We start from the raw sequence: 20,376 nt of genomic DNA on the forward strand, positions 1-20,376 counted from the left end.
ACAATTATGGCAGAGTTGAAAGTTGGAGACAAAGCTCCACAGTTTACATCAAAGAATCAGAATGGTGAGGAAATTAAGCTATCGGATTTCCAAGGGAAAAAGGTGATCTTATATTTCTATCCCAAGGATAATACTCCGGGTTGTACCACGGAAGCCTGTAATTTTCGGGATAACTACCAGAGCTTATTGAAAGATGGCTTTGAGGTTATCGGTGTCAGTATCGATAGCGAGCAATCGCATCAGAAGTTCATGTCGAAGTTCGAACTTCCCTTTAATCTGGTTTCTGATGAAGACAAAAAAATCGTGGAAGATTATGGGGTTTGGGTGGAGAAGAATATGTATGGCAAGAAATACATGGGTACCGCCAGAACCACTTTTATCATTGACGAGAAAGGTATTATTCAGCATATTATCAAAAAAGTTGACAATAAAAATGCAAGTCAACAAATAAGAGATTTATTGGCACAATAAATCAAACGAATACATTATATTTGCCCCTTATGAGCAAGCAAACAGACGATTTTTTCAAGAATATCATTTCGCATGCGAAGGAATATGGATTTGTTTTTCCTTCGAGTGAGATCTATGACGGTTTAAGTGCCGTATATGATTATGGTCAATTGGGTTCTGAATTAAAGAACAACCTGAAGACATATTGGTGGAAATCCATGGTTCAATTGAATGAGAACATTGTGGGCATTGATGCTGCAATTTTCATGCATCCAACAACCTGGAAAGCATCTGGCCACGTGGATGGGTTTAATGACCCGATGATTGACAATAAGGATTCGAAAAAGCGTTACCGTGCCGATCAATTGATCGAGGATAAAATCGATCGCTATGAAAAGGACGGCAAAAATGAAAAAGCTGCCCAACTTCAGAAAGATTTAGATGATGCTTTGAATGCAGACGACCTTGTTCGTTTGAAAACCATCATCGAAGAACATAATATTGTTTGTCCAATCTCAGGAACAAAAAACTGGACCGATGTGCGTCAGTTCAACTTGATGTTTGCTACGCAAATGGGAGCTATGGCTGATGGCGCAGAACAGGTATATCTACGTCCTGAAACGGCACAAGGTATCTTTGTAAATTTCCTGAATGTTCAAAAAACAGGAAGGATGAAGATTCCTTTTGGTATTGCGCAAATTGGTAAAGCATTCCGTAATGAGGTTATTGCACGTCAATTTATCATGCGTATGCGTGAATTTGAACAAATGGAAATGCAATTCTTTGTACGTCCGGGTACTGATTCAGAATGGTATGCAAAGTGGAAAGAGAACCGTTTAAAATGGCATTTGGCATTGGGCGCGGATGAAACGAAATATCGTTACCATGATCACGTGAAATTGGCACATTATGCTAAAGCGGCAGTCGATATTGAATACCAATTCCCATTTGGATTTAAAGAGGTAGAAGGTATCCACTCCAGATCTGATTTCGATTTAAAACAACACCAAGAATTTTCAGGAAAGAAAATGCAATACTTCGACCCTGAGATCAACCAAAGTTATATTCCATTCGTAATCGAGACATCAATCGGTTTAGACCGTTTATTCCTGACCGTATTGGCAAACAGCTTGGTACAAGAAGACCTTTCTACGGAAGACAAACAAGATTCGCGTGTGGTATTGAAATTCCACCCAGCAATCGCTCCAGTTAAAGCGGCTATCCTTCCTTTGACCAAAAAAGATGGTTTGCCAGAAAAAGCCAGAGAGATCATGTCTAAGTTGAAATTGGATTATAACATCCAGTATGACGAGAAAGATTCTATTGGTAAGCGCTATCGCCGTCAGGATGCTATTGGTACTCCATTCTGTATCACAGTAGATCACCAAACATTGGAAGACAATATGGTTACTATCCGTCACCGTGACAGTATGCAACAAGAGCGCGTGAACATTGATGAATTAGAAAACATCATTGGCAACCTTGTCAGCATGAGCAATCTATTGAAACAGTTGATCTAAGGATCAGTAGACATAAAACAATTAAACCTGCTTCGGACATGAAGCAGGTTTTTTTTATATAGAGGGCTGGTTAGTTCAATGATATCTAGTGGAGGAGATACTGGATTGCTCCATGGCATAATTTCGCTGTTCGAGGTATTTCCATACCGAACATCCATTTACCTTTTGGAATACCCGATGAAAGTCATACTCACTCTTGAATCCGGATTCAAACAATAACTTATTAATGAGTGCTGAATCATGATCCGCAAGCCCTAGTTTATCCATAAAATAAGCAATGCGCTTTGAATTGAGATAGACGTCGAAATTACCCTTGAGGTAAACCTTGGTTATTTCTTTTAACTCCCGATCAGACAGTGGCAAGAATTTAGCAATGTCGGATAGCTTCAGTTCTGGATTCTTAAAAAGCCTTTCTTGATCCATCAATTGATCTATGGCGGTCACATAAAAGATCAAATCCACATCCTTTCGAAATGGACCTTCCAATCTTGTATTTTTAACCAAACCGTATGATCGTAATAGATAAGCAAAAAACAATTGGACCGTCCTGAAATATCGATAGTAAAAGATAGAGAATAAGACCAAAAAAGTATAGAGGCCATCTGGAAATTCCAGGAACAGACCATTTTCTAAAAACATTCCGTTGAAAAGGATGATTCCCAGAACAAACAGTTTGGAAAAGAAGAGCGCACAGCCCAATTGACCATCTATGGAACAGGACAGCTTGGCCAAGTTTTTACGAAATGGCCAAAGGATATAGACATCATAGATCAGCGTAACAGCAAACAGGATCGTCCTGGAGCGTTGATTGAAGAAATCCAAGTAATCATAGATCATTCCTTCTTTTATTTGATCTGAGAAGATATTATAGAGGAAAAAGAAGACGTAAAAAAGTAAGAATGGAAAAAACGCCAAAAGCACGAGATACCCTGATGTCCTAATTTCCAAGACAATATTCCGGATGTATAAGGAGGAAAGGGATACTAAACAGAGACTGCTCGTAGCAGTAAAGAGGAGATCAATATGGGGATCGATCATGGACACTAGATATTTAACTAATAGAACAACAAGAGAGGTGAACATGAGAATTCGGATAATCTCCCCTCTTTCATCCCTAATAGATTTAACCTTAAGATAGAGGATAATGATTAGTACCTGAATAATAGTTAGCGCTAGCAAATAAGCCATATAACAATAATAACACACTATTATTAAGAAATTAAAAAGGCCTCGTTAAGTTTAATTTTTTAATTTGCACGATGATTCCCTTTTTTAACTGAATTCCACTACTTTTTGATCTCCCCACGATTCATCGATTATTATTTCGAAAAAGCCAGTAGAAAGACCTGTGGGGTATAAAGGACCTTTGAAAATCAACTTTACATTGTTTTTGATCTGTGATTTTAGGTTAAGTTTTCGAATGACCTTTTTATTATCCCAAACTTCAATTTCATATTGAACAGGTAGATTAACATCCGTAAAACCTATAAAATGATTAAAAGAAACTTCCTTATTCACATTAAAATCTTGTTCAAATTCCAATTGGTTAGGGCTATTGTCAGGCACCATTGTTTCTAACTTTGTATTGAATGGTTTCCAAAAATAGGCCGCTGTAATGGGTTTGACCTTGACTTTTTTAATATTATCTAAATCCTGCATGTCCGTAAAATCCAAAGTGACCATACTGTAAAGACGCTTAAGGGTGACTTTCTTTTCTACATTTTCTTTTAGTTCAAAAGAATCCAAGGCTGCAAAGGAACGACCATATTTATCATCAACCAGTTGGCTGACATAAAATTGATCTTTATTCTTTATATCACTTGGCAGGATTAACTTCTTAGGAGAATCATGTAATAGAATGACATTGTAATAGTTACCATTGGGAAGTTCCATGAGCAATTCTTTGTTATCGGTTGAGAGGTCGAAGCTTCCTTTTTTCACGAGTTCACCGGTTTTCTTTTTGAAAATATAATAGGGCAAATCATTATAATTGGGGTTCGAAGGCTTCTTTCGCTTACCATAGACCCTAATGTTATCTATCAGGTGATGCCATTTTTCGAGATTTTTAACAAAATTGTCCTTTGTATCTGGATGTTTCATTTGCAAGGCAATGGATGTTTGCTTTTTGTTTTGATTCAATCGTTTAGGAAAGTTAATTGAATAAGTTTTCAGTTGTCTTATTGGGTTTGAGCCTGACACGAGATCCATTAGGGTATCAAGAGATCTATACTCGGTTCGATCAGCCAAAAATGCCATGTAAATACTTTTCTGCTGTTCATCCATCGATAAAAAATCAAATTCAAGCCGGTGTATTTCGTGAATTTTAGTTTGATCAAATTCAAACCATAAAGTAATCAAGCTATCCGCTTTGAAGGCATAGTTATTTTTATTTGCCGTATTATTGGGATTAGGAACAAATTGGAGGGCTTTTTTATTGGAAAGGAGATGAATTATTTTAAAAAACCCATAATAATTATAGCTCGGTTCAAAAGACTTATTATTGAAATTGATATAGGCAAGAAGTTCCGATCGTTCGGGATGATTATTTTCATCGCTTTCACTTGAGCCTGATTTTGTTAAGGGATTGGAATTGAAGGGTTGGATTTCTGACTGGAAATTGGAAAAATTAAAGGAGACTTGATGAAGGTTATGGTTTGGTTCGAGGGTCTCATGCTCTTTTTTCCTACAAGAAATGTTCAGAAGGAGTAGAAATAGAAGAGTTAAAGGTAAATAAGGGGAACGGCTAAATAAACTCATAGTAATTAATTTTAGAGTAAAATAAAATATTATATACTTAAATTAATTAACTAAAGTTAATGTAAAAGAAAAAAGAGATAATCAAAATATTAATTATCTCTTTAGGGTTCAGCTAGATAGAATGATATCTAGACTTTATGTTTAAATTACTTTATTAAATGCTTTAAGAAACGGTATAGTTTATTTTTTCTCCATTTTTAATGACAGGCACTTGTTCACCTTTTTTGCCTTTAATTTGAAGATTTGTAACTTTTCCGTCTTTCCATTCAAAATCAACCGTATAATTTCCTCTTGCTTTTAATCCAGAAACCTTACCATCTTTCCAAGCAGTTGGCAAAGCTGGCAATAAATGGATGTAACCATCGTGGCTTTGGATCAGCATTTCTGCAATACCAGCCGATCCTCCAAAGTTTCCATCAATCTGGAAGGGAGGATGGGCACAAAACAGATTAGGATAGGTCCCTGCGCCAGCGCCTTGATAGGTCGTACCACTACCGTAGGCAGGCTGCAACAACTGTCTCAGGATCTCTAGCGAATGATCCCCATCATGCAACCTTGCCCAGAACAAGATTTTCCAAGCTCTAGACCAACCTGTTCCTTCATCTCCACGGACTGCCAAGGTTTTCTTAGCTGCTTCTGCCCATTCAGGACTGCTAACTGGAGAAATAAAATTAGCTGGATATAATCCATATAAATGCGAAACATGGCGATGCTTAGGCTCTACTTCTTCGTAGTCTTCCAACCATTCCATCACTCGGCCTGATTTGCTAACTACGACTGCCGGAGGTAGTTGTTTTATATCGCCTTGCAATTGTTTGGCGAAATCATCATTCAGGCCTAGGATCTCATTACTTTTGATAACAGATTCGTATAATTCACGAACGATCTGGTTATCAATGGTAGGTCCCATTACTACTGCCGCACGCTTTCCATTTGGCAATTTGAATCCATTTTCAGGAGAAACCGAAGGAGAGGTAACTAACCAGCCTGTCTTTGGATCTTTGACCATTGTGGCTTTATAGAAAACCGCAGCTTCCTTAAGGACTGGATAAACCTCCTTGAGATACGCTTCGTCTTTTGTAAATTGATAGTGTTCCCAAAGGTGATTACATAACCATCCTGAAGCGGTACTCGCTCCCCAAGAAGCATGTTCTCCCGGTGCCGTATATCCCCATGGATTGGTCATCATGTAGACTACCCATCCCGGTGCATTATAATAAGCTTTGGCTGTTTTGGTGCCTTCTTTCGCCAGATTTTTGATCATCTCGATAAAAGGCTTATGATATTCCGAAAGGTTGCTCACTTCAACTCCCCAATGGTTCATTTGGGCATTGATGTTCAAATGGTAATCTCCATTCCAAGGAGTCTGGATCTGATGCGCCCATAATCCTTGCAGATTGGGAGGCAATGCCTTGGGCGTGCTAGGTGAAGTGCTTGATATCGTCAGGTATCTTCCGAATTGAAAGTACAGGGATGCTAATCCATTATCTTGGCTAGGATCTTTAAAAAATGCCTGCAAGCGATCCTTTGTTGGGATGTCTGCTTTAGAAGTAAGATCGGCAATCTGCAAATCTACCCGGTTGAACAATGGCTTATATTTGGAAGAATGTGCCTTCCAAAGTTTTGCATAGCTGTTCTTTTCTACCTTCTGGATCTCTTTGGATACATAGTCCTTAGGGTCATGTCCATAATAGCTGGTAGAGGCTGCAAACAACACTACGGCCTCATCTGCCCCTTTCACTATAAGCTGGTTATCGTGGTTCTGAAGGGTCCCTCCTTTTGATAGAACTTTAAATTTGGCAGCATACTGTATACCCCGACCGCCTTTGCCATCTGGAAGGCTTCCTGTTACGGTAATTTCATTGCCATTGATCTTATAGTCTTCAATATTTTGATCCCTATAAAAGTGCATCGCGAATTCAATGGATTTCTTTTTATCAGCAGACAAACGCACTACGCCGACATTCTTGTCGAAAGAGGTAAAGTATTCACGCTGATAATGGACTCCATCCGTATTAAAACTGGTTACAGCTTTTGCGTCCGCGATATCCAACCAGCGCTTATAGTCTGTGGTCTCGCCCTGATGGAAGAACAGAAAATTCATAAAGCCTAAATTCTGGAAAGCACCATAAGGCGCCTCGGCACCATTACCTTGCCCAGAACCTGCGCCTACACAAACAAAATTCTTGTTGACCAATGCTTCTGCTAAATCATTCTTTCCTTCAAAAAGCAATTTCTGGATCTCACCTACAGAATTCATCGCCTGATAATTATTGGCATCCTGTGGAGATCCGGACCACATCGAGATTTCATTCAACACAATGGACTCATCATTGACCTTGCCATCTGGCATCATCCCAATCAGACCATTCCCCAATGGCAAGGTTTCCTCCCATACTTTTGCGGGTTCCTTATACCATAATTTAGAATCCTGCGCACTTAGAAATCCTGTCCATAGGCACAAACTCATCAACACTACTTTCTTCATCTCTTATTTTAAATAAACATCAAATTCGGCTACTGAAAATTCCTTCCCTTCACTTAAAATTTCTTTCGGGATAAATCGTATATAATGTGCTTCATGGGCAGTATCAAAATTGATATTCTGCTCTGTTGCATTTGCTCTGATATTGGAGAACTCGCCCATAGCTACTGTCTTCCATTCTTTTCCATCAATACTGGTCTGTACTTCATATTTTGATGGGATACCATTGATCTTGCGATCCTGTCTCGGCATATAGCTCAATCCTACGACTTGCTCAGTTTTTGGTAGTCTGATCTCGACGAATTTTTGATTGCTCAGGATGGTTTCCCATACGGTCTTATCATCGTTATCTGAAGCAAGTTTTACATTTTTATCCCCTGAAATGATCATGATCTGATCTTTGGCTATTTTTTTACGGTCAGCATGATCAAATTTGAAATCGGATACTGCCTCCTTGAAAAGTGCAAAATCACTCAACGTTGGTGCAACTGGGGCATATAATTTCAACTTCAATTTGCTGGCGCGGATAGGCTTCTCCAATTTAATCAATCGCGTAGCACCGATACTGGTGGCCGAAGCTAAGGGTTTCCACTGATCCTCTGACCATACCTCAACCTGAACGCTATCCAATCGCTGTCCTAATTTGATGTTTTCACGCAGTCTGATCAGATCAAACTCTTGATCATGTGCCAGGTTGATTTCAATCGTTGGGTTCAGCACATTGTCATCAGAAGCATAATAGGAGTACCTATCGTTGTCAAATAGATTCTTTTCGGCAAATTTCGCACTGTTTTCCCTTAGATTGCTTGCTTTAGCTGTAGCTCCAGCAGCGAGATTATCAGAGAATGTGGCTTTCAATTTCTCACCAAAAGCAGCCAGTGATTTCACATCGTTATCATGTAGGAGTCCATTCGGCATTGGAGCTAGTCCAAGGTTCATATTTCCGCCACGTCCGACAGACTTCAAGTAGATTTCAAACAATTGATTTGGGGTTTTTACCTTCTCGTTCTGGTCTTCATGGTAAAACCATCCTGGTCTCTGTGGAACATCACATTCTGCTGGGATCCAGAATTCACCATTGCGGTCACCTGAAGGTAAATTGGAATCATCCACTTCGCCCGGAACGGCTGGTTTACCTGGAGTTTTACTTTTTGGAGTCAAGGTAGCCCAACTGGTTTCTGCAGCAAAGCCTTTCTCATTCCCTACCCATCGCATATCAGGACCAACATCGGAAAAAATCATGGCCATAGGCTGCAGTTTCCTGACGATAGGCCAGGTCTTTTCGTGCCATTCATAATAGGTGGTACGATCGATGGTTCTTTTTTCATTTTTACCACCGTAGTAGCCATCCCCTCCATTTGCACCATCATGCCACGAAGTAAACAAAGTACCGTAGTTGGTCATCAATTCAGTAAGTTGCTCTCGGTAAGCATCTGCATAGGCTTTGGTACCATATCGGGTATCATTTCTATCCCAGGCAGAAAGGTAGACCCCGAATTCAAGTCCATTATCGTGGGAAGCTTGCATGAATTCTTTGACCATATCGCCTTTTCCATCCCGCCAAGGTGAGCTAGCCACACTGTATTGTGTAGTTTTTGTTGGCCATAAACAAAAACCATCATGGTGTTTTGCAACCGAAATCAGTCCTTTGAAGCCACCTGCTGCCGCTGCTTTGGCAATTTGGTTGGCATCGAACTTAGTTGGATTGAAAATTTCAGGGTCGGCATCACCGAATCCCCATTCTTTATTCTGAAAGGTGGTAGGTGTAAAGTGAATCAGGGTATACAATTCCATTTCATGCCACTTCAACTGTCTTTCACTGGGCAGCACACCATAGGGTTTAGGCTCAGTCTGTGCAAAGGATAGCAAGGGACATAAAAATACCAAAGAAAGAAGGTTAGATCTTTTCATAAAACGCGCTTAAATAAACCCTCAAGATACAGAAAACTGCCTATAATCGTCAGTAAAATTCGCTTTTTGATGTAATTTATTTAAAACAATAGCGATTTTTTATTAAACAATCGATTTCGTTGATAAACCAACAGCATATGTTAATTATCATAAATAAATCATCAAAATCGATTTGAGAGGTAGAAAATAAAATTGACTGGGAGCAAAAACTGGCTTGGGAAAAGGTTTGCATAAAAATATTTTCAGATAAAGCTTAAAATTATCTTATTGACTTAGTGCTTTTTATTGAAAAGTGAATAAATTTGTTAATCATGAATAACGAACAATCTAAAATCATCCGCGAGCAAGCCAAACGTTCTTCATTGAGGGAGCATTCGGTACCATTATACTTAACCTCAAGTTTTATTTTTGACAGTGCTGAGCAAGGCCGTGCGGTCTTTGCCGACGAAGAAGAGGCCATGGTCTATTCTCGATATGCTAATCCTAACACCACGGAGTTTATCAACAAAGTCTGTTTAATGGAAGAAGCTGAAGCCGGTTTAGCTTTTGCATCTGGAATGGGTGCAATCTTTGCAACCTTTGCAGCTTTCATCGCACAAGGAGACCATATCGTATCTTCTCGAGCTATCTTTGGTTCAACCCATCAGCTATTTACCCAGCTGTTCCCACGTTGGGGAGTCACGACGACCTATGTGGATGCCATTAACCCTGAAGAATGGGAAAAAGCCATTCAACCCAATACTAAATTTATCTTTTTGGAATCGCCTTCAAACCCAGGCCTGGAATTAGTGGATCTGGAATGGTTAGGTGGTTTAAAGAAAAAATATCCGCAGATCATCTTTGCTATCGACAATTGTTTTGCGACTCCATATTTACAGAAACCCCTTCCTTATGGTTTCGACCTTTCGATCCATTCTGCTACCAAGTATATGGATGGACAAGGAAGAGTGCTAGGTGGAATCGTGGTGGGTAAACAGGAGCTGATGGACAAGATGATGTTCTTGATCCGCCATACAGGTCCTGCCATGTCTGCATTTAATGCCTGGATCCTTTCAAAAAGCATTGAGACCTTAGGATTGCGCATGGACAGACATTGTTCTAACGCTTTGGCTCTAGCAGAAGAATTGGAGAAAAATGAGGAGGTCTTGGATGTAAAATACCCTTTCTTACCTTCCCATCCACAATACGAACTTGCCAAGAAACAAATGAAAGCAGGTGGAGGAATTGTGACTATTGAAGTGAAAGGTGGAAAAGAGCGAGCCTTTAAATTCTTGGATGCACTAAACATGATCCTTTATACTTCTAACCTAGGAGATTCAAGAAGTATTGCCACTCACCCTGCCTCTACTACGCACTCCAAATTATCGGAAGAAGAAAGAGAAAAATTAGGCATCCGACCAGGAACTGTCAGACTTTCCATAGGAATCGAAGACAAACAAGACATCATCGATGATATCCTGCCAGCTTTAGAGGCTTCGAAATAAACAAAAAAATGGGCTTTTGAGGCCCATTTTTTTGTTTATAGTATTGAGATGTGAGATTTGAGTATTGAGATAGAAACCGTATAAATTAAATCTGGATATTACCATGAGATTATTATTAAAACGGTCAACCCTTATTAGGGATGGACATATCTCATATCTCACATCTCATATCTAACATCTTAATTACCCCTTACACTGCCGCTAAAGCTGCATCGTAGTTTGGTTCTTCGGTGGTTTCAGCGACCTGCTCGGTGTATTTCACTTTTCCATCTTCGTCTACGACTACAACCGAACGGCTTAATAGGCCTTGAAGAGGTCCATCTGTGAATTTCACGTGGTATGCGTTGTTGAAATTATCGTCTTTAAAATCGGATAAGGTCACTACATTTTCTAAGCCTTCAGCTGCACAGAAACGACTCTGGGCGAAAGGAAGATCTTTTGAGATACAAAGGACCACGGTGTTGTCTAGACCGGAAGCTTTTTCGTTGAATTGACGTACTGACATGGCACAGGTACCAGTGTCAATACTTGGGAATATATTAAGGATTACTTTCTTTCCTGCAAAGTCTTTCAATGATTTTTGTGACAAATCACCAGCTGTAAGTGTAAAGTCAGGAGCTACCTCACCTACTTTAGGTAGGTCTCCACCGGTATGCACTGCAGTACCTTTAAATGTTACTTGAGCCATAAATAATTTTTTTATCTGTTTATATTGAAAACCAATATACCTTAATTATGTTTTGATTAAAAACGATAGGGACTCTTTTATCGAATCTTGACAATTATTTTATAATTATTTATCAATTAATTTATAATTATTAACAGAATTTTACTATGTTAGCATATCAAATTAAATTTGAAAAACGCTAATCAATAATTACTATGAAACAATTATTACTCAGTTTGTTATTAGCTTCCCCTACGCTGTTGTTTGCACAGGGTTCCCAAGTTAATACCCAAAGCCAAAAAGCGGTGGGTATGGCAGGTGCTGGATCTGCACTTTTTATTGATGAAACATCCATCGTATACAACCCTGGAGCATTAGTGAAAATGGAGAACAATGGGGTACAAATAGGTGGTAGCGCCATCATGTACAGATCTGCATTCCAAGAATATGGCAGTCCTGATGTACACCATACAAAATTCCAAGTGTCCCCTCCATTTGGTGCTTATGCTACATTTGGTCCTAAAGGATCATGGTGGAAAGCCGGAATTGGAGTCTATACTCCTTTTGGAGGCGGGGTAGATTGGGGCACCGATTGGCCAGGTAAATTCTCATTGACTCACCTTTCTATGCGAGCAATCTATATCCAACCAACGGTTAGTTTTAAATTAACAGATCAGTTCTCGATCGGTGGTGGATTTGTTTACAACATCGGCTTGGTGGATCTAGGAAGAGCATTGCCAGTGTTCTATCCAGATGGAAGCACAGGGCAAGCAACCTTGAAAGGTACCGGAACAGGTATGGGTTATAATGTTGGGGTTCATTATTCACTTGATGAAACCTTCGCATTATCACTAAATTATCGTTCAAAAGTTGTTACAAAACTGGAAGGTGGAGATGCAACATTTGAAGTGCCAAATTCTTTAGCGGCTAATTTCCCGAATGGAAAATTTGATGCTGAATTACCTTTACCAGGTTCATTCAATGTTGGTATTACTTTCCCATTATCAGAGAAAGTGGATGCAGCGATTGATGGGTCCATTATCAATTATGACATTTACAAAGAATTGGTATTTGATTACGAAAACAATACCCCTGTATTGCAGGATACCCGTTCGGAGAAGAATTATGAAAATGCCTTTTCCGGAAAAGTTGGTCTGAACTACGAGGTGAATGATAAATTAGACCTTCGTCTTGGTGCCGGTTATGTTTATACTCCGGTTCAAGCGAAATACGTTTATCCAGAAACTCCAGATAACAACCGCGTGATGGCGGCAGGAGGTGTAACCTATAAGTTTTCACCAAACTGGCAGATGTCGGCAGCCTATGTTTTCCAAAAAATCTTGAAGAGAACAACCACAAATGCTGAAACGCAATTGAGAGGAACGTATGAAACCAATATTCATGCTCCAGGTATTTCTGTTTCTTATTACTGGTAGGCCTTAAATTATGAAAACAATGAAAAAGAATTTTAAACTCTATATCGGACTTGCAATTTTAGGATTTGCAAGTTCTTGTGCCCCTTCTCTTGATGAATTGGAAGCCAGCAAAGGAACAGCTGATTTCTCCAAATTCATCGCAGTGGGTAATTCCTTGACTTCAGGATATGCTGACAATGGTCTTTATCTAGAAGGTCAGAAAGTGGCATTCCCTAATTTGATGGCTGAGCAGTTTAAGACTGTTGGTGGTGGTGAATTCACCTCTCCTTTCTTCAGTCAGGACCAAGCGAACGGTTCAGGTTATATTCAATTGAAGTCTTTGGTTGATGGTAATCCTGTAATGGAGCCTGTAACAACTAATTTGGCAATTAGAGGTAAAAGCCCTAATGGCGGTCCTTTATATACAAAATACACGGAGCCTATTCAGAATTTAGGTGTACCGGGTATGCGTTTGGATATGTCGATGGCTCCTGGAATTGGTACCGTAATGGGAAACCCTTACTTCGAGAGGTTATTGCCAGATGGCACTCCGCAAACCTTGAAATATGTGGAATATGCAGCTTCTCATGAACATACTTTCTTCTCATTCTGGTTAGGAAATAATGATGTGTTAGGCTATGCCACAAATGGTGCGGCAGCAACTGAGGATCCTACGAAGAAATTATTGGATTTGCCAACTTTTGAATTAGCATACAATACTTTTGTGACTGCATTGACGCAAAATAATGCTAAAGGTGTTGTAGCTACCATTCCGGATGTTACAACAATCCCTTTCTTGAACACCGTTACTACTGCTAGATTGAATGCTGCAGTAGAAGCTGTGTCTAAAGGTGAAGCTAAGAATGTATTTATTGCCACTAAAACTGGTCCTCGGATCGCAACTGATGCCGATCTATTTGTCCTGACTTTCCCTACTGCTTTATTGGGTACACGGAATGAGCAACAGATCCCTTATGGTTTGCATCCATTGAACCCAATTGAAGATCAATACGTATTGGATAAAGCGGAAGTGGTTGAGGTTTCTGGCCGCGTAAAAGCTTTCAATGACAAGATCAAAGCGATCGCTGATTCAAAGCAACTTGCTGTTGCGGATGTCCATGCGTTCTTAAATAAAGTGAAAACTGGATACAACTACAATGGTATTCATATTTCAGCAGCATTTATCACTGGAAATGCTTTCTCTTTGGATGGGGTACATTTAACTCCTATGGGGAATGCAATTGTAGCAAACTTATTTATCGACGCTATCAATGCGAAGTACAATTCAAAAGTACCGAAGGTTGATATCAGTCTATATCGAGGTGTAAAATACCCGAACTAAAACAGGAAAGCCCCAAAAGATTGGGGCTTTCTTGTTTTTATGGCTATTCATTCTCCCGAATGTCTATACTATGTAGTCTTTGCCTGTTACTTTTTTGTCTTGATTGTATTTTAACTAACTTTAAAGCTATAAATCAAAAAACATGAAAGTACATATTAAAAGACAGAATCAAGCGGTACACTTCGAAGCATCCAGCGAACTTTCACCAGTAACAGTTCATGTAGACGGGCCAGAATCAATTGGAGGTGAAGGCAAGGGCGTAAGACCGATGGAATTGGTATTGATGGCTTTAGGATCGTGCAGTGCGTTTGATTTAACGACCATCTTACAGAAGCAACGTCAAGATATCCAGGACATCCAAGTGGATGTGGAAGGTGAGCGTAGAGATGAAATCCCAAATATCTTCACCAAGATTCACATTTCCTTTAAATTGAAGGGTGAGATCGATGAGGCAAAAGCCCAAAAGGCAGCTGAACTAGCCGTAAAGAAATACTGTTCAGTACATGATATGCTTGTAAATGGTGGCATTGAAATCACCTACAGTATACAGATCAACTAATCTTGATTATTTGAGCACCAGTTTAGAAGGGAATACCACATCCTGTGGATTCGTGGTATATTCTTTCTTATCTATACAATCGAACAATATCTCGGCAGCTTTTTGAGCTTGTTTTTCAGGGTATTGTTCGATACTTCCCATAGGCGGGTTATCCATATATTTCCATAAAGGATAATTTGCATAGCTAATGAAAAACATATCTTGGTTGAGGACTATCCCTCTTTGTTTGGCATAGCGGATAAGATCCAAAGTCACGAAGTCATTGAAGGAAACCACCGCTGACGGTCGATCTGCCAGGGAGCAGATTTTATCCATTGCTTCTTCATTTCCTTGTTCGGTAAGATCAGTATTGACTACATAACTTGAATCAGCACCGATTCCATTCTTTTCTAAAGCATTCTGAAAAGCTTCTGCCCTTTCTTTAGAAGCCAATAGAGATTCGGGCCCATTGATCAGGGCAATTTTTCTATGTCCACGGTCCACAAAAGCTTCGATGGCTTCAATCATTCCTGAGGCTAGGTCGCTATATACTTTATGGACATTTGCTAAGTCGGGAACACAGTCAAAAAATACGATTGGGATTTCTGTTTTGGCAAGGATTTCCAGAAAGTCAGTATCGCCGGTGTTTTTACTCATGGAAATCAAGATCCCATCCACCCGATGCTTTTTGAAAGTCTGGATAATGTTCAGTTCTCTGTTTTCATCATCCAAGGATTGCCCAAGCAGTACGGTATATTTCTTGTCCTCAGCGACATTTTCAATCACGCTGATTGCTTCAGAGAAAAAGGGTTCAGATAATTTTGGCAGAATGACCCCTATCGTAAAAGTCTTGCGTTGTTTAAAGAAGATAGCAGTTTGATTAGGCTCATAAGCCATTTCTTCAGCCATTTTCTTAACGCGCATAGTCGTGACCAGCCCAATGCTGGGGTGATCATTTAATGCCCTAGACACTGTAGAAGGAGAAATCTTGAGTTTCCTTGCGATTTCTTTGATCGTGGTTGGTTTATTTCCTGCCATGCATCAAAGTTAATAATTTAATAATGATAAATTAGTCCTTTACCATATTACGAACTGGTATTTTGTTCAATTCACGTGTAGTTCTGTTCACTGAGCTTCGGACAACAGCAGTTCTGCTGCTGGCCTTAGAACCAGGTCCAATCAGGATATTGAGTGCTTTACGTGTCATGTCTTCGCTAGGATCGCCAAGCTGTTTATAGAAATTATCAAAAACATTCGGATAATCAGCAGGGATACCATCCCAGTAATCGGTATAATTAGCAGCATTAACGATCTTAAAGGAAGCGGCCCATAGTCCTACTTTGTTTAGGATATCCTCTCTAAAAAATCCTACTGGCTTGCCATAAGTTGAGGCATTATAGCCAACAAGCTTAACATCCATATAAGGTTTCAAAGCTGAGATTACGATCTCACTCGCAGAAGCGGTATTATCACTAACCAAGAATACAACTTGTTGGATCTCTAGCGTTCCATTATCCTTTTTAAAGATTTCATCCACAAATTCCTGGCTACCTTGATCACGTTCCTTCTTCAGGTTTTTGTTCAGGTCATATTTGAACATTACCTTATTATTACCTGCCGTATTGATGATTTTATTCAATAGATAAATCGAAGAACTGACGTATCCTCCGCCATTATATCTTAGATCTACAATTAGCTTGGTCACATTCTGGCTTGCAAAAGCCGTGAAAGTGGAGTCGATTCCTCTTTTCATTTTAGAATCTGAACCACCGGATTGCAGTTCTTCAAAGGATGACAAACCAATATAACCGGCTTTTTTCCCATTCTCAGCAAACACCTTACCTAATTGGAAAGGCTGGATATCATAAGAGGTATAAGTTAGATTATATGATTTTTGTACTCTTTGTGGATTTTCAGTTTTAATGCTGAGAGTATTTTCTTCGATGTACTGATCAACCTTGGCTTTATTGGAATAAACCATTTTTTTATCCCCTTGCATTTCAAGAACTTTATCCCCTCTTTTAATTCCAGCGATCTGCCCAGGCGAACCCCCTTCAACAAAATAAACAAATAAACTATCGCCACGATCTCCATCAAAGGCCATGTACAAGCCGTAGCCATCAGCTAAATCGGCCTTCAACGAGGCTTTGGAATCACTGCTGATATCTTCAAGCCAAGAAAAGCGATCTAAGGGGCCATTATAATTGGGGTGATAGATATAGTTGTTCTTTTGAGGGGTCTGTCCCATCAAATAACTCAGAAGGTCATCAGAATCTGTGTATTTATCTGTCAAACTGGATATAGGATCAACTGCCTTAACGGAGGACTCCCAATACGATAGATATTTATATTTGGAATAAACACTATCTAATACCTGTTGATCAATGGTCCTGCTACCACCGGGCCTTGGAGGTGGAGATATATCTTTAAGATCCTTTTTACAACCGAATATTGAAACTATGGTCAATACAACCAGTAGCTTAGCTAGTATAGTGTTTTTCATTTATAACATTAAGTAATATCGAACCATGCAAAGATGATTCCAATAATGGACTTCCTTTATCGGAAAAAGATTAATCCATCTTCATCAAACTCGGGATTTTTACATCCGGAAATTTGTACATATTATTTCGGTAATCTTTCATTTCAGGGATTTTCATCTCTCTTGCGCTTTCAAGACCGGTTTTTGTTGTTCTGTTGGCTGCCCTCGCTCCTGCTCCTGTTCCTGTAATATCCGCGATAGCCGTGGATAATAAGGCTTCTCTTTCATCCCCCAGTTCTGTAAAGAAACCATCACTGGCAGTCGTAATCTTTCCTTTTAAACCATCGAAATAATCACCAAAGCCATCTTTATTGAGCATTTGAAAAGATGTAATATAAAGATCTGCATAACCATGTACCACAGGATAACCGAAAAAGCCAACCGGCTTGCCGTAAGTGCCTTTTCCATTGGTGGTAATGATCTGCACATCCATATAAGGTTTCAGCACATTCATCACTAATTCGCTGGCAGAAGCGGTTCCGGTAGTTCCTAAGAAGTAGACTCTTTGTAGGTTCAGTGCGTTGGTTTTATTGAAGTTAACAGAGCGGAATGGAGCTTCAGGATCAGTTTCATCAGCCCAGCCCCATTCTTTCAGATTCTTATTGATCTTATAATCATACATTTTACCTTTAGCACCAGTCGTTGGCACCAAAAGGTTTGACATCATTTCAGCCGTTGCAGTCGAGCCGCCTCCATTATATCTTAAATCCACGATCAACTCATTCACATTAGCTGTTTCAAATTCCTTGAAGGCATTTGTTAAAGCTGTATGGTAGCTATTTGGCCCAGATTTACCAAATACATTGACAAAAGAGGTGTAGAAGATGTACCCTATTTTCTTACCATTGATGGTGAATATCTTTTTGACCAAGATTGGGTCTATATTATAAGCCCCTCCAGAAACTGTAACGGTTTTTGTAGTTGTTTCACCAGGAGCTTGAACCACCAAATTCAATGCTTCCTTGCCTTCTACTACTTTATAGTAGTTTTCAATAGCCTTTTGTTCACTCTTATTATAGTCCAGATTGCCATCTCCATTAATGCTCACGATGCGCATTCCTCGTTTTAATCCAGCCTTCTCTCCGGGAGAATTCTTTTGCACATACTTGACATACATATTGGCTTCTCCATTGTTCTGGTTGCTTACAGTAATGAAAATTGGGATTATACCAGTTTCTTTGTGCACACCTTGCTGAATTTCCTCACTCACGGTACCTTCACGATCAACAAAGCTAAAGCGATCATCGGGTGCATTTCTTCTCAGTGCGGCCAGAACACCTTCGGCATCCTGATAGGCATTCGTAAAGGCTTTAAGGTCAGGTTGCCCTTTAGAATCAACTTTGGGCTGTGGGAGTTGATCTTCCCAGAGGGAAAACACTAAGGAGTAATAGTAAGTGGAGTCTCTTAAGAGGATTTCTTTGTCAGGATCTCGACCATCATCGGCTGGTTGCACCGGATCTTTCTTGCAGCTAGCTCCAAAAAGCAATGAAATCAGCAAGAAAGGAAGAACAAATCTTTTCATCATAACCTAGCTATATTGTCTTCAATGAAAATCAAATCACTCTGTGTTATTTGATTTTCAGAAGCAATATAGTTAAATGGTTCAATATTTCTGAAATTTAACTCGTCGATAAAATAAATTTTTACATTTCGGTCAAAGCCCTGCCAATCAAGATGTTTCAACTTATTTAATTGCAATGCCGGGTTGCCCTTGGTCAAGATTGCTATCTGTCCCCCATTTTCTAGGATGGAAGCAAATAATAGCTTGATTTCATTAAACAAGAAGAGTTTCAATGGAAGGTGTCCATTGACCATAAGACGTTCAAAATTCTCTTGGTAATCATTACTGAAATTAAATTTCTTGGCCGCTTGATTGTAAAGATTATCCTCTCCTTTTTCCAGATAGTAATCTTTCATATAATTCACAAGTTCTGCGGAAATCGGCCTCCCCTCAGTGAATTCTACAAACTGTGAAAAAAGATAATAGATCTGCAACAAATAGTCCTTTTTAGGGAAAAGGACATCATCTACTTCAAAAAGATATAGTTTTTTATCTAAAGGAATATTCGAAAAATCAATCATATTAAATGGTACAAAGCGCAATATCGTCACCTTCATCCGAAATGGTAAACAAACCTGAAACGTCCATATCCAACTGACGGTCGGAATTCAGGCTTTTCCCTTCATGGACTAACACTAATTCTACTGCGGAGGGTGGGTTTTCCAAAACAAACAACTCTGCTAAAGTATCCTTATCAGGAGCCAGCAATTGTATGCCATATTCTTCGAAAAGAACTTTAGACTCCGCCAAGATATTAATCTCGTTAAGACCTAAAGGAAGAAGATAATTTACTTCCTTGTCTAAGCAAAGCTTCAGGAGTTCATGGGCGAAAGTTGGATTCGCAGCCGTAGGAATTTTCTTGAAATTAGCTTCCAAAAAGCTAGGCACTTCTTCCGAAGTTGCAAATAGTACTTCAAGTTGCTGATTCAACATTTTGGATAGCCTTTGCGCTAAAGGTCTTGTTCCAAAAGTTATTAGGAGCTTTTGCATATTAATAGATTAATCCGTCTCTCATATGGATCGTGCGATCCGAAATTCTCGCTAATTCTTCGTTGTGGGTTACAATGACGAAAGTCTGCTGCATCTTATCCCTCAAGTCGAAGAATAATTGATGCAGTGCCGTAGCATTTTCTGAGTCCAAGTTACCGGAAGGTTCATCGGCAAGGATAAGGGTAGGATTGTTGATCAGTGCCCTAGCAACCGAAACACGTTGTTGCTCCCCCCCAGACATTGCCGAAGGTTTATGATGGGCTCTATGGGCAACACCTAAAATATCGAGGAGTTCCAATGCACGCTTCTCAACTGCTTTTTTATCCTGTCCAGCAATGAATCCAGGAATGGAAACATTTTCTAGAGCCGTGAACTCAGGAAGTAGATGATGAAATTGAAAAACAAAGCCAATGTGTTTATTTCTAAAATCACTCAGTTTTTTTTCATTCAAGGCAAAAACATCTTCCCCTTCGATCAGCACAGTTCCCTGATCGGGCTTATCCAATGTTCCGATGATATGAAGCAGTGTACTTTTCCCGGCTCCAGATGCACCGACGATGGAAACAATCTCTCCTTTACGGACAGAAATACTGACACCCTTGAGAATTTCAAGGTCGCCATAAGACTTAAAAATGTTATTTGCCTTTAAGATCATACTGCGAAAATAACAAAAATCAAAAACAACTTGCCGTTCCTACAATATATTAAATCGCA

The 20,376-nt window shown here is 39.5% G+C and carries 17 protein-coding genes; 6 read left to right on the forward strand and 11 right to left on the reverse strand.

Annotation, left to right across the window (positions count from 1 at the left end):
* Positions 1 to 6: 6 nt before the first annotated feature.
* The gene (gene bcp / locus CKW03_RS16180) at positions 7 to 471 is read left to right on the forward strand and encodes a thioredoxin-dependent thiol peroxidase (protein WP_093100305.1); all 465 of its coding nucleotides are present in this window, start codon (positions 7 to 9) and stop codon (positions 469 to 471) included.
* 29 nt (positions 472 to 500) lie between these two features.
* A complete protein-coding gene (locus CKW03_RS16185) occupies positions 501 to 1,970 on the forward strand; it encodes a glycine--tRNA ligase (RefSeq protein ID WP_093100307.1) in 1,470 nt (489 codons plus the stop codon).
* Between the two features lie 75 nt (positions 1,971 to 2,045).
* On the opposite strand, the gene CKW03_RS16190 is transcribed toward CKW03_RS16185, so the two are convergent.
* The 4 genes from CKW03_RS16190 to CKW03_RS16205 form a co-directional block, all read right to left on the reverse strand.
* On the reverse strand, positions 2,046 to 3,008 hold the full coding sequence (locus tag CKW03_RS16190; protein ID WP_139185517.1) for a helix-turn-helix domain-containing protein: 963 nt from the start codon (positions 3,006 to 3,008) through the stop codon (positions 2,046 to 2,048).
* A 234-nt stretch (positions 3,009 to 3,242) separates the two neighbouring features.
* Positions 3,243 to 4,727, reverse strand: a complete 1,485-nt coding sequence (locus tag CKW03_RS16195; protein WP_093100309.1) for a hypothetical protein — start codon at positions 4,725 to 4,727, stop codon at positions 3,243 to 3,245.
* 163 nt (positions 4,728 to 4,890) lie between these two features.
* Entirely contained in the window at positions 4,891 to 7,215 is a 2,325-nt protein-coding gene (locus CKW03_RS16200; RefSeq protein ID WP_093100310.1) for a glycoside hydrolase family 95 protein, read from the reverse strand.
* A gap of 3 nt (positions 7,216 to 7,218) precedes the next feature.
* The gene (locus CKW03_RS16205) at positions 7,219 to 9,123 is read right to left on the reverse strand and encodes an alpha-L-fucosidase (RefSeq protein WP_093100311.1); all 1,905 of its coding nucleotides are present in this window, start codon (positions 9,121 to 9,123) and stop codon (positions 7,219 to 7,221) included.
* 311 nt (positions 9,124 to 9,434) lie between these two features.
* On the opposite strand from CKW03_RS16205, the gene CKW03_RS16210 reads away from it, so the two are divergent.
* Positions 9,435 to 10,607 (forward strand): trans-sulfuration enzyme family protein, encoded by a 1,173-nt coding sequence (locus CKW03_RS16210; RefSeq protein ID WP_093100312.1) that lies wholly within the window; start codon positions 9,435 to 9,437, stop codon positions 10,605 to 10,607.
* A gap of 190 nt (positions 10,608 to 10,797) precedes the next feature.
* Here the strand turns inward: CKW03_RS16210 and tpx are convergent, their stop codons facing one another.
* Positions 10,798 to 11,295, reverse strand: coding sequence for a thiol peroxidase (gene tpx / locus CKW03_RS16215; protein ID WP_093100313.1), 498 nt, complete (start codon positions 11,293 to 11,295; stop codon positions 10,798 to 10,800).
* 194 nt (positions 11,296 to 11,489) lie between these two features.
* Between tpx and CKW03_RS16220 the strand changes: the two genes are divergently transcribed.
* From CKW03_RS16220 to CKW03_RS16230, 3 genes are all read left to right on the forward strand, one after another.
* Positions 11,490 to 12,710 carry an OmpP1/FadL family transporter gene (locus CKW03_RS16220; protein WP_093100314.1) on the forward strand — a complete coding sequence of 407 codons (1,221 nt, stop codon included), beginning with the start codon at positions 11,490 to 11,492 and terminating at the stop codon, positions 12,708 to 12,710.
* Positions 12,711 to 12,729: 19 nt separating this feature from the next.
* On the forward strand, positions 12,730 to 14,031 hold the full coding sequence (locus CKW03_RS16225) for an SGNH/GDSL hydrolase family protein (RefSeq protein WP_093100482.1): 1,302 nt from the start codon (positions 12,730 to 12,732) through the stop codon (positions 14,029 to 14,031).
* Positions 14,032 to 14,173: 142 nt separating this feature from the next.
* On the forward strand, positions 14,174 to 14,590 hold the full coding sequence (locus CKW03_RS16230) for an OsmC family protein (RefSeq protein ID WP_093100315.1): 417 nt from the start codon (positions 14,174 to 14,176) through the stop codon (positions 14,588 to 14,590).
* A gap of 6 nt (positions 14,591 to 14,596) precedes the next feature.
* Here CKW03_RS16230 and CKW03_RS16235 read toward each other — a convergent pair whose 3' ends face one another.
* The 6 genes from CKW03_RS16235 to CKW03_RS16260 form a co-directional block, all read right to left on the reverse strand.
* On the reverse strand, positions 14,597 to 15,607 hold the full coding sequence (locus CKW03_RS16235) for a LacI family DNA-binding transcriptional regulator (protein WP_093100316.1): 1,011 nt from the start codon (positions 15,605 to 15,607) through the stop codon (positions 14,597 to 14,599).
* A 31-nt stretch (positions 15,608 to 15,638) separates the two neighbouring features.
* Positions 15,639 to 17,072, reverse strand: a complete 1,434-nt coding sequence (locus CKW03_RS16240) for a S41 family peptidase (protein WP_093100317.1) — start codon at positions 17,070 to 17,072, stop codon at positions 15,639 to 15,641.
* Positions 17,073 to 17,142: 70 nt separating this feature from the next.
* Positions 17,143 to 18,636 carry a S41 family peptidase gene (locus tag CKW03_RS16245; protein WP_093100318.1) on the reverse strand — a complete coding sequence of 498 codons (1,494 nt, stop codon included), beginning with the start codon at positions 18,634 to 18,636 and terminating at the stop codon, positions 17,143 to 17,145.
* Entirely contained in the window at positions 18,633 to 19,193 is a 561-nt protein-coding gene (locus CKW03_RS16250; RefSeq protein ID WP_093100319.1) for an HAD hydrolase-like protein, read from the reverse strand. Before CKW03_RS16250 ends, CKW03_RS16245 begins: the two co-directional genes overlap by 4 nt.
* Before the next feature lies 1 nt (position 19,194).
* Entirely contained in the window at positions 19,195 to 19,662 is a 468-nt protein-coding gene (locus tag CKW03_RS16255; RefSeq protein ID WP_139185518.1) for a hypothetical protein, read from the reverse strand.
* 1 nt (position 19,663) lies between these two features.
* Positions 19,664 to 20,317 carry an ABC transporter ATP-binding protein gene (locus CKW03_RS16260; RefSeq protein WP_093100321.1) on the reverse strand — a complete coding sequence of 218 codons (654 nt, stop codon included), beginning with the start codon at positions 20,315 to 20,317 and terminating at the stop codon, positions 19,664 to 19,666.
* Between the last annotated feature and the right edge of the window lie 59 nt (positions 20,318 to 20,376).

The sequence above is a fragment of the Sphingobacterium mizutaii genome (genome assembly GCF_900187125.1).
Taxonomy (GTDB): Bacteria; Bacteroidota; Bacteroidia; order Sphingobacteriales; family Sphingobacteriaceae; genus Sphingobacterium; species Sphingobacterium mizutaii.

Excerpts from the sequence above, each read along its gene's own strand:
- tpx (WP_093100313.1), bottom strand. The coding sequence starts at position 11,295 with ATGGCTCAAGTAACATTTAAAGGTACTGCAGTGCATACCGGTGGAGAC.
- CKW03_RS16260 (WP_093100321.1), bottom strand. The coding sequence starts at position 20,317 with ATGATCTTAAAGGCAAATAACATTTTTAAGTCTTATGGCGACCTTGAA.
- CKW03_RS16225 (WP_093100482.1), top strand. The coding sequence starts at position 12,730 with ATGAAAAAGAATTTTAAACTCTATATCGGACTTGCAATTTTAGGATTT.
- CKW03_RS16250 (WP_093100319.1), bottom strand. The coding sequence starts at position 19,193 with ATGATTGATTTTTCGAATATTCCTTTAGATAAAAAACTATATCTTTTT.
- CKW03_RS16210 (WP_093100312.1), top strand. The coding sequence starts at position 9,435 with ATGAATAACGAACAATCTAAAATCATCCGCGAGCAAGCCAAACGTTCT.
- CKW03_RS16195 (WP_093100309.1), bottom strand. The coding sequence starts at position 4,727 with ATGAGTTTATTTAGCCGTTCCCCTTATTTACCTTTAACTCTTCTATTT.
- CKW03_RS16205 (WP_093100311.1), bottom strand. The coding sequence starts at position 9,123 with ATGAAAAGATCTAACCTTCTTTCTTTGGTATTTTTATGTCCCTTGCTA.
- CKW03_RS16185 (WP_093100307.1), top strand. The coding sequence starts at position 501 with ATGAGCAAGCAAACAGACGATTTTTTCAAGAATATCATTTCGCATGCG.
- CKW03_RS16255 (WP_139185518.1), bottom strand. The coding sequence starts at position 19,662 with ATGCAAAAGCTCCTAATAACTTTTGGAACAAGACCTTTAGCGCAAAGG.
- CKW03_RS16230 (WP_093100315.1), top strand. The coding sequence starts at position 14,174 with ATGAAAGTACATATTAAAAGACAGAATCAAGCGGTACACTTCGAAGCA.
- bcp (WP_093100305.1), top strand. The coding sequence starts at position 7 with ATGGCAGAGTTGAAAGTTGGAGACAAAGCTCCACAGTTTACATCAAAG.
- CKW03_RS16200 (WP_093100310.1), bottom strand. The coding sequence starts at position 7,215 with ATGAAGAAAGTAGTGTTGATGAGTTTGTGCCTATGGACAGGATTTCTA.
- CKW03_RS16190 (WP_139185517.1), bottom strand. The coding sequence starts at position 3,008 with ATGATCGATCCCCATATTGATCTCCTCTTTACTGCTACGAGCAGTCTC.
- CKW03_RS16235 (WP_093100316.1), bottom strand. The coding sequence starts at position 15,607 with ATGGCAGGAAATAAACCAACCACGATCAAAGAAATCGCAAGGAAACTC.
- CKW03_RS16245 (WP_093100318.1), bottom strand. The coding sequence starts at position 18,636 with ATGATGAAAAGATTTGTTCTTCCTTTCTTGCTGATTTCATTGCTTTTT.
- CKW03_RS16240 (WP_093100317.1), bottom strand. The coding sequence starts at position 17,072 with ATGAAAAACACTATACTAGCTAAGCTACTGGTTGTATTGACCATAGTT.
- CKW03_RS16220 (WP_093100314.1), top strand. The coding sequence starts at position 11,490 with ATGAAACAATTATTACTCAGTTTGTTATTAGCTTCCCCTACGCTGTTG.